This window comes from Pannonibacter phragmitetus, assembly GCF_050510895.1.
GTDB classification, from domain to species: Bacteria; Pseudomonadota; Alphaproteobacteria; order Rhizobiales; family Stappiaceae; genus Pannonibacter; species Pannonibacter phragmitetus_B.
In genome coordinates, this window is record NZ_JBNINT010000002.1 from 65,415 (window position 1) to 80,963 (window position 15,549).

18 protein-coding genes are annotated in these 15,549 nt (G+C 62.8%); 6 read left to right on the forward strand and 12 right to left on the reverse strand.

Annotated elements, in window-relative coordinates; genetic code table 11:
* Window positions 1-136 precede the first annotated feature (136 nt).
* Window positions 137-994, forward strand: a complete 858-nt coding sequence (locus ACQB61_RS21575) for a hypothetical protein (RefSeq protein ID WP_430514496.1) — start codon at window positions 137-139, stop codon at window positions 992-994.
* A 96-nt stretch (window positions 995-1,090) separates the two neighbouring features.
* Here the strand turns inward: ACQB61_RS21575 and ACQB61_RS21580 are convergent, their stop codons facing one another.
* Window positions 1,091-1,687, reverse strand: a complete 597-nt coding sequence (locus ACQB61_RS21580; RefSeq protein ID WP_430514497.1) for a hypothetical protein — start codon at window positions 1,685-1,687, stop codon at window positions 1,091-1,093.
* A 94-nt stretch (window positions 1,688-1,781) separates the two neighbouring features.
* Between ACQB61_RS21580 and ACQB61_RS21585 the strand changes: the two genes are divergently transcribed.
* From ACQB61_RS21585 to ACQB61_RS21600, 4 genes are all read left to right on the forward strand, one after another.
* Entirely contained in the window at window positions 1,782-2,300 is a 519-nt protein-coding gene (locus ACQB61_RS21585) for a helix-turn-helix transcriptional regulator (RefSeq protein WP_430514498.1), read from the forward strand.
* Window positions 2,297-2,458, forward strand: a complete 162-nt coding sequence (locus ACQB61_RS21590) for a WYL domain-containing protein (protein WP_430514622.1) — start codon at window positions 2,297-2,299, stop codon at window positions 2,456-2,458. The genes ACQB61_RS21585 and ACQB61_RS21590 overlap by 4 nt, the downstream gene beginning before the upstream one ends.
* A gap of 266 nt (window positions 2,459-2,724) precedes the next feature.
* Window positions 2,725-3,915, forward strand: coding sequence for a formaldehyde dehydrogenase, glutathione-independent (gene fdhA / locus ACQB61_RS21595; protein ID WP_430514499.1), 1,191 nt, complete (start codon window positions 2,725-2,727; stop codon window positions 3,913-3,915).
* 230 nt (window positions 3,916-4,145) lie between these two features.
* The gene (locus ACQB61_RS21600) at window positions 4,146-6,386 is read left to right on the forward strand and encodes a FepA family TonB-dependent siderophore receptor (RefSeq protein WP_430514500.1); all 2,241 of its coding nucleotides are present in this window, start codon (window positions 4,146-4,148) and stop codon (window positions 6,384-6,386) included.
* An 82-nt stretch (window positions 6,387-6,468) separates the two neighbouring features.
* Here ACQB61_RS21600 and ACQB61_RS21605 read toward each other — a convergent pair whose 3' ends face one another.
* The 3 genes from ACQB61_RS21605 to repC form a co-directional block, all read right to left on the reverse strand.
* Entirely contained in the window at window positions 6,469-6,774 is a 306-nt protein-coding gene (locus tag ACQB61_RS21605; RefSeq protein ID WP_430514501.1) for a type II toxin-antitoxin system RelE/ParE family toxin, read from the reverse strand.
* The gene (locus ACQB61_RS21610; RefSeq protein ID WP_050475473.1) at window positions 6,771-7,025 is read right to left on the reverse strand and encodes a CopG family ribbon-helix-helix protein; all 255 of its coding nucleotides are present in this window, start codon (window positions 7,023-7,025) and stop codon (window positions 6,771-6,773) included. The genes ACQB61_RS21605 and ACQB61_RS21610 overlap by 4 nt, the downstream gene beginning before the upstream one ends.
* 91 nt (window positions 7,026-7,116) lie before the next feature.
* Window positions 7,117-8,406, reverse strand: coding sequence for a plasmid replication protein RepC (gene repC / locus ACQB61_RS21615; protein WP_430514502.1), 1,290 nt, complete (start codon window positions 8,404-8,406; stop codon window positions 7,117-7,119).
* Here repC and ACQB61_RS21620 point away from each other — a divergent pair.
* Window positions 8,405-8,662: a hypothetical protein gene (locus tag ACQB61_RS21620; RefSeq protein ID WP_430514503.1), complete on the forward strand. Its 258-nt coding sequence runs from the start codon at window positions 8,405-8,407 to the stop codon at window positions 8,660-8,662. The genes repC and ACQB61_RS21620 overlap by 2 nt on opposite strands.
* A 62-nt stretch (window positions 8,663-8,724) precedes the next feature.
* On the opposite strand, the gene repB is transcribed toward ACQB61_RS21620, so the two are convergent.
* The 8 genes from repB to ACQB61_RS21660 all read right to left on the reverse strand — a co-directional run bounded on the left by repB (window position 8,725) and on the right by ACQB61_RS21660 (window position 15,476).
* Window positions 8,725-9,489, reverse strand: coding sequence for a plasmid partitioning protein RepB (gene repB / locus ACQB61_RS21625; RefSeq protein ID WP_430514623.1), 765 nt, complete (start codon window positions 9,487-9,489; stop codon window positions 8,725-8,727).
* Entirely contained in the window at window positions 9,477-9,629 is a 153-nt protein-coding gene (locus tag ACQB61_RS21630; RefSeq protein ID WP_430514504.1) for a hypothetical protein, read from the reverse strand. The genes repB and ACQB61_RS21630 overlap by 13 nt, the downstream gene beginning before the upstream one ends.
* Window positions 9,630-9,783: 154 nt before the next feature.
* A complete protein-coding gene (repA, locus tag ACQB61_RS21635; RefSeq protein WP_430514505.1) occupies window positions 9,784-11,043 on the reverse strand; it encodes a plasmid partitioning protein RepA in 1,260 nt (419 codons plus the stop codon).
* 189 nt (window positions 11,044-11,232) lie between these two features.
* On the reverse strand, window positions 11,233-11,547 hold the full coding sequence (locus ACQB61_RS21640; RefSeq protein ID WP_430514506.1) for a hypothetical protein: 315 nt from the start codon (window positions 11,545-11,547) through the stop codon (window positions 11,233-11,235).
* Window positions 11,548-11,778: 231 nt separating this feature from the next.
* The gene (locus tag ACQB61_RS21645) at window positions 11,779-13,275 is read right to left on the reverse strand and encodes a sodium:solute symporter family protein (protein WP_430514507.1); all 1,497 of its coding nucleotides are present in this window, start codon (window positions 13,273-13,275) and stop codon (window positions 11,779-11,781) included.
* The gene (locus ACQB61_RS21650) at window positions 13,272-13,454 is read right to left on the reverse strand and encodes a hypothetical protein (protein WP_430514508.1); all 183 of its coding nucleotides are present in this window, start codon (window positions 13,452-13,454) and stop codon (window positions 13,272-13,274) included. Before ACQB61_RS21650 ends, ACQB61_RS21645 begins: the two co-directional genes overlap by 4 nt.
* Window positions 13,455-13,579: 125 nt before the next feature.
* Window positions 13,580-14,218 carry an isochorismatase family protein gene (locus ACQB61_RS21655; RefSeq protein ID WP_430514509.1) on the reverse strand — a complete coding sequence of 213 codons (639 nt, stop codon included), beginning with the start codon at window positions 14,216-14,218 and terminating at the stop codon, window positions 13,580-13,582.
* A 226-nt stretch (window positions 14,219-14,444) separates the two neighbouring features.
* A complete protein-coding gene (locus ACQB61_RS21660) occupies window positions 14,445-15,476 on the reverse strand; it encodes a leucyl aminopeptidase (RefSeq protein WP_430514510.1) in 1,032 nt (343 codons plus the stop codon).
* Between the last annotated feature and the right edge of the window lie 73 nt (window positions 15,477-15,549).

Sequence of the window (15,549 nt, forward strand, 5' to 3'; positions counted from 1 at the left end):
GACGGAGCGCCGGGAGAAAATCGTCAAGGCACCGGCGCAAAAGTGTGACGTGGCGGCGTGGCAAGTCAGGCCCGGCAGCAGATAGTAGGTGCCAGATCCGACGCCAGATAAGACACAAGACACGGAGCACCCAGCCATGACGAAACACCGCGCCTTGAAGGCCCGGCTTTGCGCCGGACTTGCCGCCGCCCTGTCGCTATCCCTGTCCCTGGCACCGGTTTGCGCTGGCGCGGCGGAAGACGGGCAGCCGGCCGCAAGCTTCTTCGCCGCGCAAGGCTGCGCCATTGGCCCCTCCACCATTGCAGCGGCCATCACGCAAGGGATCAGCCCGGCCGATATCGAAGCCTATTCGCAAAAGGTGCAAGACCATCCGCAGACAGTGAAGACCGGTGACTGGCTGGTAATCGCTCCCGAACTCTGTGAGATCCGCCCGCCATCGGTCACCAGCGAGATCCGGCTTTCCGACCCCGAAGTGACCCAGAATCTCTCCGCCATCGACGCTTACGCAGAGGAAGGGGCACCCGGCTGCTATATCGACAGCTCGGGACTGCAGAATGCGCTGATGGTGTCCCGCCGCTGGGACCGGGAGAAGGTAACGCTTGAATATCTGCGCTTCCTTAGTGCGTCCCTCGTTTCAGGCGAGCTGACGTTCTATTCCACGAGCAACCTGCGCACCCCGCCCGGTTTCGCCGTGACAAGCGGGCAATGTGGCGGGATCCCGCAGATGCCGGAAATCAGACGCAGCCACGATCTGCTGATCCAGCATTTCGGCGCGTTGATCCGGGCCGATGCGGCAGGCGAAGCCACCTGCGATGGCGGCGGCGTGCCGAGCTGGAAATTCGAGGATGTATCCCGGAAGGTCATGGGCGAAGCTGCCCCCAATGCCTGGCTCGGCATCGAGATCCGGTTCATCGCCATGGGTGCAGGCTGGTACGAGGGCACGACGGCCCAGTCCAAGGGCGAGCCACGCCCGCCCCTGTGCCGTTACGAGTGAGCCCGGACGCCTTGCTTGGCACGGCATCAAGAAAAGCCACAGCCACACCTTGCGCTCTGCAACGCACGGCTCGCGCAATGGCGCCGGGATCAAGGGTTAAACAACCGCCCCGAACTCCATGCTGACCGGCTCAACCATGCTCAGGAAGGCGTCACAATCGGCATTTCCGGCCCAGGCGTTGCAGATGTCTTGCGCCTTGGCTTGCGTCGTGGCGAAGGCGGCATCAACGAAGCTGCCATCCTGCAGGCGGATCAGCCTTTGTCCGAGCCAGCCGGGCTGCAGAGATAAATGGTCCGCGACCATCTTGTCATAAGCCGCGCGCATTGCCTCTTCAGCAACGCCCTGGCGCAACCGGAACCGCCCGATCTCGACGCCCGTGCCCGGTTGCATCAAGACAAGCCCATTGGCAGGCGCCACATAGTGGCCCATGGCGCCAAGCTCCGTAATCGTCGCCCTGAAGCCGGCAAAGTCCTCTGACGTGCCCACGGCTTGCGCAGCTGCCTCCGCCGCCTCGGGGCTGGTCCAGAGAACAACATCCACCCGGTCATTCTGATCCTTGCCACCTGTGAGCGGCAACCATCCGCCAAAGCCGGAGAACTTTGCAACGTGCTGGCGTGCGGCCTCACGTTGCCGGTCGGCCTCGTCCGGGTCTCCGCTCTTGTAAGTGACGACTTCGATGCATTGTCTGGTCATGGGCTTTGGCTCCTTGCGCCGTGCAGGTTGAAGACGCCTCTGTCTAGCAATGCCCCCTGACACTTTCTGTCAGGGGTATGGTACAAAGTGGGTCATGAAAACTCTCCGGCTTTTCGCTCTTCTGGATCAACTGCGAAGTGCGCGCCAACCTGTTCCGGCCGAGGTGCTGGCACAGAAACTCGGCGTTTCACTGCGCACGATTTATCGCGACATGGCCAGTCTTCAGGCGATGGGAGCACCTGTCAGGGGTGAATCCGGTCTCGGCTACCAGCTGGAGCGGGGCTATTTCCTGCCGCCGCTGCAATTCGACCCCGACGAGATGGAGGCAATCATGCTCGGCCTGCGTCTCGTCATGGCCCGGGACTCCGGAGACCTTCGCGATGCCGCCAAGCGGGTTTCTGGCAAAGTCGCAAATGCCATGGGGGACGAAGGTGGAGAGAGGTTCCAGACGCTCCCGCTTCTGGCCGTAACCCGCGACAGGCCCGGTGACGGCGATGCCGCGAAGTGGAGCAGCATCCTGCGCAGGACCATTCGCGAGCGGCGGATCCTGGAGCTTGCCTACCTCGACCTTGAGGGCGCAGCAGCCAGCGGCAGGTTCATCCTCTTGGCCTGACGCTCTTCGATGACGTCTGGCTCCTCACAGCGTGGTGCGAGATGCGGCAAGACTTCAGGAATTTCCGGCTGGACCGGATCTGCGGGATCAGGGAGACGGGCGGCAGCTTTCGCCCGCAAAGCGGACGGCGGTTCAAGGACTATCTCGCAAAGCTGTAAGTGCCGCTGCGCCCTCGGCCCTCTCACTCCCGATTTTATGCCGGCCATTCCACAACCCGTCGCTGTAGGCCATCTTGATGTCGTGTTTTCGATATCAGTCTGTCCTTGCGGGTGATCTGCTCCACCTCTGCGTCTGCCGTGCAGGACTGGAGACCCTGCAAGCCAAGCGCGCAGCGCCGCCCGGCAAAGCGGTGTGCCAGAAAGCCGTAAGTTACAGAAATTCCGGGAGGAGCGGACGAGGGCCCGGTTCATAAGGAGGAGAGATTATGAGCAAGAACAGAGGTGTGGTTTACATGCGGCCGGGCAAGGTGGAGGTTCGTGACATCGACGATCCGAAGCTGGAAGCGCCGGATGGGCGCCGGATCGAGCACGGTGTCATCCTCAAGGTCATTTCCACCAACATCTGCGGTTCTGACCAGCACATGGTCCGCGGCCGGACGACGGCCATGCCGGGGCTGGTGCTGGGCCACGAAATCACGGGTCAGGTCATTGAAAAGGGCTTAGACGTCGAGATGCTCGACATTGGTGACATCGTGTCCGTGCCGTTCAACGTCGCCTGCGGGCGCTGCCGCTGCTGCAAATCGCAGGACACGGGCGTCTGCCTGACCGTCAACCCCTCGCGTGCGGGCGGTGCCTATGGCTATGTGGACATGGGCGGCTGGATCGGCGGACAAGCACGCTATGTCACTGTTCCTTATGCCGATTTCAACCTGTTGAAGTTCCCGGACCGCGATCAGGCCATGGCGAAGATCCGCGATCTGACCATGCTGTCCGACATTCTGCCAACCGGCTTCCATGGCGCGGTGCGCGCAGGCGTCGGCGTGGGCTCGACGGTCTATGTGGCCGGTGCCGGTCCGGTTGGCCTTGCCGCCGCCGCCTCCGCCCACATCCTCGGCGCTGCCGTGGTGATGATCGGTGACTTCAACAAGGACCGTCTGGCCCATGCGGCCAAGATGGGCTTTGAGCCGATCGACCTGTCCGCCAGCGACCGGCTGGGAGACATGATCGCCCAGGTGATTGGCACCAACGAGGTGGACAGCGCCATTGATGCCGTGGGCTTTGAGGCCAGAGGCCATGCCGGCGGCGAGCAGCCCGCCATCGTTCTCAACCAGATGATGGAGATCACCCGGGCCGCCGGTTCCATCGGCATTCCGGGGCTTTATGTGACGGAAGATCCGGGCGCGGTGGATGAAGCGGCAAAGCAGGGCAGCCTTTCCCTGCGCTTCGGGCTCGGCTGGGCGAAGGCGCAGTCCTTCCACACGGGCCAGACGCCGGTGCTGAAGTATAACCGCCAGCTGATGCAGGCCATTCTCCATGACCGGCTGCCGATTGCCGATATCGTGAATGCCAAGATCATTCCGCTGGATGAGGCCGTACAGGGCTACGAGACCTTCGATCAGGGTGCCGCAACGAAATTCGTGCTGGACCCGCATGGCGATCTGCTGAAGGCCGCCTGAACGAAGCCAGCCGTCACGGCCTGAGCCACAACAGCAGCGCACCGGAGAAACAACTCCGGTGCGCCGTTTGCTTTTGTCCTCCATGCCGCCTGCACTCAGGCAAGCCGGTGAAGGACCGGCCACAGGGTGATTTGCCATCAGAGCAAATTGGAAGGCTTCTAATTCTGCGGGATTGACCCGGAGCGCCCCATAGAAAATATGACGTCAAAATTCATGTATTGGGGTGAAGCATGCGTATGATCATTAAGGGCGCCTTCGGGCAGACGGCACCGCAAGCCGGGGCACGGGTGCTGAAAGACCACCTGCTGCGGGCAAGCGCTCTGGGTCTGGTGCTGATGCAGGCATCTTTCGCGCAGGCGCAGGAGGCGGCAGACACCACATCCCTCGACAAGATCGTCCTCTCGGCGGAAGAGCAGCTGAAGCAGGCGCCGGGCGTCTCCGTCATCAGCAGCACCGATCTGGAGCGCACGCCGGTTGCCAATGACCTGTCGGAAATCCTGCGCAAGATGCCGGGTGCAAACCTGACCGGCACCACATCGTCGGGCCAGCGCGGCAACCAGCGCCAGATCGAACTGCGCGGCATGGGCCCGGAAAACACGCTGATCCTCATTGATGGCAAGCCGGTGCTGTCGCGCAATGCCGTGCGCATGGGCCGTGCAGGCGAGCGCGACACGCGTGGCGATACCAACTGGGTGCCGGCCGAGATGATCGAGCGCATTGAGGTGATCCGGGGTCCTGCCGCAGCGCGTTACGGCTCTGGCGCGGCAGGCGGCGTGGTGAACATCATCACCAAGCGCCCGGACAAGATGAGCGGATCCGTCAACACCTACTTCGCCCTGCCGCAGCATTCCGAAGAAGGCAGCACCCTGCGCACCAATGTGACCGTGGGTGGCCCGATCCTCGACTGGCTCTCCTTCCGCCTCAATGCCGGCTATGCGCGGACCGAGCCGGATGATCAGGATATCAACGCTGCCGAAACCATCGACGGCGGCAGCCCGGCAGCCGGACGCGAGGGCGTCATCAACAAGGATGTGCGCGGCCTTCTGTCCTTCACGCCGCGCGATGACCACCGCTTCGATCTGGAGGCTGCCTACAGCCGGCAGGGCAATCTCTTTGCCGGGGACAGCCAGCTTGGGACGATCGACGACAGCGTCAAGAATGGCCTGTTCGGCACCGAGACCAATTCGATGACCCGCCGGACGGTGTCGCTGACCCATTTCGGCGACTATGACTTCGGCAAGTCCAGCAGCTATGTCCAGTGGGAGCGCACGCTCAACCGCCGCCTTTCGGAAGGTCCGGCCGGGCGGGTGGAAGGCGCCATCCTGCCGGACGCCACCTGGGGCACGATCACGCTCGACAATGTCACCGCCAAAAGCGAGTGGAACCTGCCGCTAAACCTTGGCTTCGAGCAGATGCTGACGGCAGGCGCCGAGTTCCGCGGCGAGTGGATGGATGATCCGGTTTCGATCACCCAAGGGCTGAACGGCGCCACCATTCCCGGCACGGCCTCCAACCCCGCCTTGCGCGACCCGAATGTGAACGCACAGATGTTCGGCGTGATGCTGGAGGACAACATCGAAATCACCGAAGACTGGACCCTCACGCCCGGCATCCGCTTCGATCATCACAGCTCCTTCGGCGGCAACTGGAGCCCCAGCCTCAACACCACCTACATGCTGACGCCGAACATCTCCCTGAAGGCCGGTATCGCCCGTGCCTTCAAGGCGCCGAACCTGTATCAGCTCAACCCGAACTACGTGTATTTCACGCGTGGTAACGGCTGCCCCATCGACTTCCCCAACCTGGGAAGCGGCTGCTTTGTGATCGGCAATCCGGACCTCAACCCGGAAATCGCCATCAACAAGGAAGTCGGCATCAACTACAATGATGACAACGGCTGGAATGCCGGCATCACCTATTTCCACAATGACTACAAGGACCGCATTGCCTCCGGCATCGTGCCGGAAGGACGCTCGGGCCGGGCCCAGTATTTCCGCTGGTACAATGTGCCGGAAGCCGTGGTGCAGGGCCTTGAAGGCAACCTCGCCGTGCCGGTGATGCAGGACCTGACCTGGAGCACCAACGCCACCTACATGATCGAGTCCAAGGACAAGCGGAACAATCAGCCCCTGTCGCTCATCCCTGAATACACGATCAACACCTCGCTGGACTGGGCCGCGACGGAAAAGCTGACGCTGATCCTCTCCGCCACGCACTATGGCAAGACAGAGTCTCCGACGCTGACCGCAACAACCGGCGGCGCAGTGACAAACCCGGAAGCGCGGGGCGCCTATACGCTGGTCAACGCAGGCATGAAGTATGAGCTGAACGACCACTTCCGCATGAACGCCGGTGTGAACAACATCTTCGACAAGCGCCAGTTCCGGGAAGGCAGCGGCAACAACGCCGGGGCCAACACCTACAACGAGCCCGGCCGCACCTTCTACCTGTCGCTCTCCGCCACATTCTGAGGCTGAGCACACACAACCAGCATCACCAGACGGCAGGCCTCACCACGGGCCTGCCGTTTTTGTATCTTCGTGCCTTCACAGATCAATTCCCGCCCGAACCCGGCCAGTCCCGCGACGTGTGTATGACGCGCAAGATAACAACGTTCTCAAGGCTGCCGATCAGCCGCAGCTCATAGGAAATGATATAAGGCAGACGAGTGACAGACTTCTCGTAAGTGCCGGTGACCCGGCCAGGCCGGCCGGTCGCAATCACGCCAAGGGCCTCACCCGTGTCGCGCAGCCGGTCAGCCACCAGCCGCGCCGCAAGTTGATTGTCCTTGGCAATGAACGCGATCTGTTCCCGGATGTCATCTAGCGCTGCGCGCGCCCACACGACAGGCCGCTTCACTTGTCTTCCGCGCCGTTGATCACCGCATAGAGTTCGGCCATCGCCTGATCATGCGGGACAACCCGGCCAGCGGCCGCATCGTCCATGCCCTGCTTGATGCCGTCGATGATCTTAAGCTCACGCTCGACATAGGCTGCAATGGCCTCAGCAGCCAGAAATGACTTGCTGCGCCGGGTATCAACCGCAATCCGGTCCAGCTGTTGCTTCACCTCGGGACTGATCCGGATTGTCATCGTGGTGCTGGCAGTCACGGTGTGCGCTCCTGTGTTGATGTGTGTACAAGCTACCACACCGCCCGCAAATCTGCCAGACATTGCCTCTTCGGCCTCTGAAGGACGCCCATCACGACCGCCTGTCCGCGGCAAGCCCGAACAGCGAGCGGGCCAGATGCAGGCGGCCTTCGCCGGCGCGCTCGATCATGGCACGGAAATAGCCGCCGGGCCGGGAAATCTGTTCCGGATCGCGCAGCGCCTTTTCCGCCACCACCGCAAGGCAGGCGGCCGCGACATAGCGGCCCTGCTGCTCGACAGCTTGCGCATAGGCCGAGGGGCTGACGCCAATCAGCACCCGGATCTCTTCTGCCGCCTCGCAGATTGCGGGCCAGGAGGTGAGTTTGTGGCTGATCACCGCCTGAAGCTCAGAACAAGCGCTTTCAACGAGGCCTGCCGACACGTCATCGAGCAGACCATGATGAGAGGCGCCCCGCCCTGCCCCGTTAGACCCCGCCCCCTGAGGCCTTGCCGCTTGCCGCAGTTTTGGTTGCTCACGGGCAGGATCGCCGCAAGGCTCTTTTTCAAGAGCCATTTCAACGGCGCAGCCGTTGTCAGCATAGGTTTGCTGTTCTCGCCCGTTAGGGCGAGTCCGTTTGACGTTACTTTTTGAAGAGTCGGGATGGTTTGTAATAGATAAGGAAGTGACAGGAATGTCACCCGTGGATGACATATTTTGAGAAAAAGACGCGTTATCGAAAGCGGCTGAGTCCAAAGCATCCTGATAGAGCGCGCGCATACGCTCCAGCCTTCCGCCCAGAAGCGTGTGCCGTTCCTCAAGGAGGGTTTGCGCGCAGGCCTTGAAGCCCTCAAGGCCCTCACAGGCTTCATTCAGATCGGCGATGGCACGGGCAAGGCGGGTCAGCTCGCGGCGGGCTGCCTGATCGGCCTTGATCTGCGCCTGAAACGCGTCGGCGGCCGCACGGAAGCTCTCCAGATTGACGCAGGCCGGCGTGAAATCCAGTCCATAGGCCTCGATATGGCCAGAAGCGTTATCCTTCTGCACATAGCGCCGGCCCGTGGGGCTGTCGCGGTAGGCAAGGATTCCGGCTTCCACAAGGCGCTTCAGGCAGCGGATCACCGTGCGCGGATGGCGGCTCGTGTATTCGGACAGGCGCTGGTTGGAGATGGCGACCACAGGCCTGCGGCCAGCCTTGAAATCTTCCGCCTGGACAAGGCCCAGCAGGATGTCGAGCACGTGATAGGATGTGCCATCAATGCCAAGCGCAGGCGCCACGCGCTTGAGCACGAGGGACAGGTCCTGCTTGGTCACGAGCGGGCGCTCTTCTTGCTGTGACAGGACTGCGGACGCAAGAATGCCTGGCGTCACCTTGCGAAAGGTGGCGATCGATGTGGTGGACATGAAATCCTCCATCCGCCACGAGCGTGACGCTCGGACGGTGAACAAGATGGAGGCCGGAACGGGGGAAACGGGCACAAAAGTGCTTGTGCGCTCAAGAGCGGGTCTTGAACGTGATTCGCTTTTCGCCTACAAGAAATGTGTGCAAGGTTTCGTGTGGGCGAAGTCCCATTCGACCGTGAAATCGGGGATCATCTGGTTGCCGCCAGATGATCCCTTTTCATTTGGTCTGTTGCGTCATTCCTGCTCCTTTCCCTGATTTGATGCCTCTGTCTCCTTTCTACCACCGCCTTGCCGGGCGGGGATAAGTTCGGAACAGATTCACCGCTGACCGCTGTCAGTGTCCTTTTCAAACTCCGCGTAAAGCCGCTCCAGCTGCCCGCCGAGCCAGGTGCCAAAGGCAGCTTCCTGCTTCGGAATGGTCAGCGTCACGCCGGAGGATCCGGTCTTCAGCTTGCCCAGAAGGCGCTTGCCGGAGCGGATCTCTTCTTCGCCGGACTTGCCCGCCGCCTTTTCGCCGGCCTTGCCGCGTGCCGCCTTGGCCGCAAGGGCCATGCGCGCAGGCGCATCGCCTGCAAGAAAGGCCTTGGCGTCCAGAACGGCCCGGATGCGCGGGGCAGCCTTGGCGTCGTCAAACAGCTTGGCAAAGGCCGTCCAGGCCGGCCGGCCGACATTGCGCGCCCGGCCGATCGCCAGAACAATGTCCTCCGGCACGCTGGCCGCAACCTTCAGCAGGGTGGAAACGGTGGATTCGGTCACGCCCAGCACGGGCTGCATGTCGCGCTGCTTGAAGCCCGCCTCTTTCAGCTGCTGTGCCCACAGCGCCTGTTCGATCCAGGTCAGGTTCTCGCGGACGCCGTTCTCCAGCGACTGTTCGCGGATCAGGTCCATGTCGGACAGCGGGCGCACATAGGCGCGGATCTTCACTGCCTCCGGACGGCTGCTCTCCTGCATCAGCGCCAGAACGGCGGCCAGACGGCGATGGCCATAGGCCAGCTGATAGCGCCCATCCGCCGTGGGGTGCGGGCGCACCAGAACCGGAATCTTCTGCCCTTCGGAAGAGATCGAAAGCTTCAGCTCCTCCAGAGCTTCTGCCGCTTCCTCATCGGCGGCAAAACGGTCGCGGAAGGGGAAGGGTCGATCTTGCCCGGGTCCAGCGCAACGATGCTGTCTTCCTTCAGCTGCGACAGGGCGCGGCCCATGGAGCTGACGACAGGGGCCACCATCCGTGCCCCTCGGCTGCGGGCGCGGCCGCAGGGGAAGAATGCGCCGCGGGCTGGGGTTCTGAAACAGGCTGGGCGGCAGGCGCTGCCGCGTCCGCCGCTTTCTGGGCTTCAGCCGCCTTGGCCGCTTCCGCCATCATCTTGACGATGGATTTCTTCATCCCTGCCGCCTCCATACGGACTTGATCAGGTCCAGAATTTCGCCGTTCACCTGATCGGCGCTTTCCAGAGCGCGCTTCAGTGGCTCGCGCCCGACCTCGCCGGGCTCGACCTCGTAAAGCGACTTCTTGGCAACGCCAGCCGAGGCCACGGCGGTGGATTCCACGGCTTCGGCCACCAGCACATCCTTGCCGAACAGGCTGCGCATGGTGCCGGCCATGATCTTCTGCGGGGCATCGTTCGGGTTTACCCGCGTCATCAGGAACTTGACGAAATCATGCTCGAACCGCGCTCCGCCTTCCGAGAGGGTCGCCGTCACATCGGCAATCATCTTCAGGAACTGCGCGCAGGAAGAGATATCCAGCATGGCCGGATGCACGGTGATGATCAGCCCGGTTGCCGCATAGAGCGAGGCGAGCGTGGTGTAGCCGAGCGAGGGCGGTGTATCGAGAATGACCAGATCATAGTCATCCTCCACCGTGCGGATGGCTGCGTCGAGGCGCTGGAAGAACAGGCCGAGCTCGTCCGTGGTGCGGTTCACCAGCGCGTTCGGCGTGTCATATTCAAAGTCCATCAGACGCAGATTGCCCGGCACCAGATCAATGCCGGGGAAATAGGTCTTGCGGACGACGTCCCTCAGCGGCACCCGGTTGTTGTCGTAGCGCAGCGCGTCATAGGCCGTGTCGGTGCGCTCGTCCTCGTCCTCGCCGGAACGCAAGTCCCGGTCCGGCTGAATGCCGAAGGTGGTGGTGAACGAGGCCTGCGGGTCCAGGTCGATGCACAGCACCCTGTAACCCTGCAGCGCAAGGTAATGTGCCAGATGCACGGAGGTGGTGGTCTTGGAGGAGCCGCCCTTGAAATTGGCGCAGGCGATGACCTGCAGATGCTCGCCCTCGCGCCGGTGCGGCACAAGGCGCAAGGCATCGTCCGGCCGCTGCTCGGCCAGATATTTGCGCAGCTCCCACACCTGCTCGATGGTGTAGATGCGCCGGTTGTTCTCGGCCCGCAGCGGCTGCGGCCCCTTGCCGTCCAGCGTCAGGGCGCGCAAGGTGCTTTCGGGAATGCCCAGCAGGCGCACCAGATCCAGCGTCGAAAACGTGCGGCCATAGGACTTGCGCGCTTCCGGCGGATAGGTCATCTCACGCATCGACTGGAGCTTGTCCGAGAGCCGCTGCGTGAAGTCACCGATCTTGGCGGTTGTGTCCTTGGCGCTATCCATCTCGCCTGCGAGCATCTCGATCTCCTGACGGTTTCGCATTCGAGCGCGACCTCAATACCGTCAGAAATGCCCCAGCCCCGCCGATTCTGCAAGAATTATTAGGTTAACGGAAGCTTAAGCCGCCGGTGGAGCCCGTTCTCACGGCAGCCCACGCGTCGCAGTCAGGGCCCCGGCCAGAACCGGCGCGGCCACCGGAGTGGCCTGAACCGGGCTTCAGTCGGGCCTCAATCAGGCCGCGAGCCATGCGCAAAGGGCAGCAAGGCCCGCCAGAACGGCAACAAGGGCAAAGGCGCGCTCGGGTCCGAGTGTCGCGGCAACCACCAGTTCGAACAGGCTTTGCAGCGTCAGGAAGAAGGAGAGCACACCTGCCAGCAGGAACAGCCAGCGGAACGAGGCCCACCAGTCCCCTCCTGCAGGCATCACAAGAAACGCCGCGATGCCGGCAGCAGCGATGAAGGCGAAAACCCCGCAGGCAACCATGGCACTGCGTATGTCGAGCTTGCGCTCCTCACTAGACCGCTGCGGAAAGATCCGGAAACTCATGCCTCATCCATTAACTTGCCCGGCCATTCGCTTACCCCGCAAGGCAGGTGGGCGGGCCTGCTGCCATGTGAAAGAAACGCATTAACGGCGGTAAATCCGCCCGCATCATGTCAGCCGCGCCACCGGGGATTGCCGGGGCTCCGATATTTAACCGCCTGGTGGCGCAGGGCAAAGACAAAAGGCGGCCCCGGATGCCGGGACCGCCCTTCTTTTGGCGCAGGTAGCGCGTGCTTATTCCGCCGGAGCCGGCATGCCCTGCGGCAGCTTGCCCTTCTTGTAGGAGACGGACGCTTCCACGAATTCGTCTGCGGCCTTCGTGTTGGGCTTGGTCACGAGGCTGACGGCGATGAACAGCACCGTCGAGACCGGCAGGGCCAGCACGCCGGCGTTGAGGCCGAACAGCTTGTTGCCGGTCAGGTACATCCACACCACGAAGGCAACGCCGCCGAGGATGGAGACCAGCGCACCGGCTGCCGTGCCGCGCCGCCAGAAGAAGGCGCCGATGATGGCCGGAACCGTGACCAGCAGGCCGACGGAAGCTGCCACCGAGAGGATGGCGATCATCGAGAATTCCATCGCCGCAAAGACCAGCGAGACGACAGAGATGAACGGGATGATCAGCTTGCCGATGAAGAGCTGGCGCTCGTCACTCGCCCCGCCCGTCACGTTGCTCCACACATCGCGGGCAAAGACCGACGACAGGGTGAGCAGGATCGAGTCGATGGTGGAGACGGCAGCGGCCAGAATGCCGATCATGACCATGACACCCAGCACCGGCGGCACGAAGTCCGAGGCCAGAAGCGCAGAGGTGGCAAGATCGCCCTTCTCAAGGTCCGGGAAGGCGACGAAGGCGGAGAAGCCCCACAGCACCGACACGACCGTGTAGACGAAGCCGAAGCACAGGAAGATCACCAGCATGCGGCGCAGCGCCTTCAGAGAAGCCGGCATGTAGAGGCGCTGGCTCACCTGCGGGTTGGAGATGGCGAAGAAGAACCACGGAATGGTCAGCCCCAGGAAAGTCGTGAAGCTGAACAGGCCCGGTCCGGGCACCTGCAGCAGCTCCGGCTTGGTGGCCTTGATCGCACCGAAGAGGCCGGAGAAGCCGCCCAGCTCGATCAGCACCAGAGCGCAGACCAGCACAGACGCAACGATCATCATCAGCGCCTGCAGGCTGTCGGTCCACATCACCGAGCGGATACCGGCCACATAGGAGAAGATGATGGCCAGCACCGTGGAAATGACCACGCCCCACAGGAAGGGAATGCCGCCGCCGGTCATGCCGGACAGCAGATAGCCCACGCCCGACAGCTGCACTGCCGAATAGGGGATGAGGAACACGAGGCTGACGAGACCGGCGGCCACGGCCACCCAGCGGCTGCCATAACGCGTGCCCAGCATTTCATAGGGCGTCACGAAGCCGTATTTCTTGCCGACCGCCCAGAAGCGCGGGCCGAAGATGGCAACGAGTGACACACCGGCGAAATAGACGATCTCGAAGCCGAGAGCGCCGACGCCGCCCTTGAAGGTGAGACCGGCAAGGCCGATCATCATGAAGGCGGAATAGGTGGTGGCCGAGTAGCTCAGCGCCGACAGCACGCCGCCCATGGAGCGTCCGCCGATGAAATACTCGGACATGCTGGCAGACTCGCCCGAGCGCGAGATATAGGCCACCGCGAAGGAGGCGAGGACGTAGATCACCAGTCCCCAGACGACAAGGGAAACGCTCATGCCTCGTCCTCCTCGAAGCTGGCAGTTGCCAGAATGTTGAGAACGATGACGGCCACGCCTGCGGCGCACCAGAACAGGAACGAGCCATACCACTCCGCCACATTGGTGAGCAGCATATAGGGTATGGCGTAACAGGCGAGGACGACCACGCCTATCAAGTATAGAGCAGCTTTCGACATGTGGTGACTTCCCTCTAGAGATTGGTGGGTTGTTTTCATCCGCCTTGTTTCCGGCGGTTTGCACGGGCGCTTGCCGGCGCCCGCAAGTTCCCCGGCCGTCCGCCGGGAAGCATCAGTTGACTGCCTCAGCGCCCGCAGGGCGCAAGGCCGGTGAGCCAGCTTTCAATGTCCGCCGCATCCGTCACGTCGGCATATTTCTGGCCCATGTCATAAAGGTTGGCGTCATGCGGGGCCGCAGCGCGGTCGGCGCAGCAATCGGCCGGAACCAGCACGTTGAAGCCGCTCTGCACCGCATCCACCACGGAGGCGCGCACGCAGCCCGATGTGGTGGCACCGGTGACGACCAGCGTGTCCACGCCCGCACCCGTAAGCAAGCCAGCAAGTCCCGTGCCATGAAAGGCGGATGCGCCCTTCTTGGTGATCACCGGATCCTGCGGCTGAATGCCCGTTGCCGCGTCAATCTCCACCAGGCGGCTGCCTTCCAGAAGGGCAGCCATGCCGGTTGCCTTGCGCAGCCAGGGCAGCAGGGCAATCTCGCCGGGATGATAGGCAATCGTCGTGTAGATGACCGGAAAGCCCTTGGCACGGGCGAGATCCGTCAGCCGCCGCGTGGCAGCCATCTGCGCGCTCATGTCCGCCGCCGTCGGATAGGCGGTGTCGGTGAAGCCGTAGGTGAAATCGACCACCAGAACGGCAGGCCTCGTGCCACGCGGCACCGGCTGGCCAAACCCGGCGGCCTGATATGTTTCTTCCTGCTGTGTCATGTCCTTGCCCCCTTCGGCTGGACGCTTCCCGCAGCTCAAAAACTGCGGCCTCACCTCTTGCCTCAGCCCCCTTCCCCCCTTGAGGGGAGATGTCTGCGTCAGCAGACAGAGGAGGGTATGCAGCATTTCAAAAAGCAGGTCCTCTCTCACAAGCGGACAGTCCGTTACCCCCTCTGCCCCCTGCCGGGGGCATCTCCCCTCTAGGGGGAGAGGAGTTGGAGCCCGGTCAGGCCCGTGCCATCTGGATTTCCTTGACGACGATGTCGCCATCGATCACCACCGGCTCGTCATCAAGGAACAGCGAGCAGCCGCGCATCGGAATGTCGAGGTGGCAGGCGGTGTCGTTCGGTCCGCCCAGCTCGTTGTTCGGGCCGGTGGAGAACATGACGTTGCCGTAGAAGCTGCGCGGCTCCATGCCCATGCCGCCGGGGAAGACGCCCGGCACCATGTTGTGCCACTTGGCATGGGGGTTCATGCCCCAGCCCACATGGCTCATGCCCATGCCGCGCGGATCGTTGAAGTCGTCCATGTAGGACTTCACCAGCTCCGCATCGAGGCCGCCGCGAATGTCGCGCACGAAGCCCTTTTCGATGGTGTAGATGATGGGCTCGCGCACATAGATGTTCTGCGGCAGCAGGATGTCGCCCGGCGCCACTACGATCTGCCCGTCCACACCGTCATCATCCCCGCCCGTGAAGACGAAGCCGGAGGGCCAGTGGTCCCAGCGGCCCGGCTCGTCGGTGCAGGCATATTCCGTCACCGTGGGATAGGTGTTCAGCTTGTAGGTCACATCCGTGCCATGGGGCGAGGTGATGCGCATGACTTTCGCCTTGGCCAGCATTTCCCCGGCGATTTCCACCTTCTCGCGGATTTCCTTCGTCGGCAGCATGCGCGCCAGCAGCTCCGGCGGCTCCACGGCGGTGAGAATGCGCGTGCCGGCGGCCTGAATGGCCATCTGCTCGGGCGAGAACAGCAGGAACACGCAGTCGATCAGCATGTCGCAGGCCTTCAGCGCTTCCACCGCATCGGGCATGGCGGCAAGGCCGGTGACGCCGACGTTCCAGCCGCTCATCGGCAGCGGTGCGGGCAGGCGCATGTGATACATCAGCGCGCCAAGACGCTGGCCTGCGGCCATGAAGGCATCGGCATAATCAAGCCGGTCACTGCCCTGCGTCAGGACGATGAGCTTCTCGCCCTCATGCACGCCCGACATCTTCAGCTGATGCAGGCAGATCTCGGTAAAGCTGGCGTGGTCCATGTGCTGTGTCCTCTTCTTATCTCTTGGGCGCAGGTTCATCTCAAGGCCTTGCGATGCTGGCGCATCCGGCCTT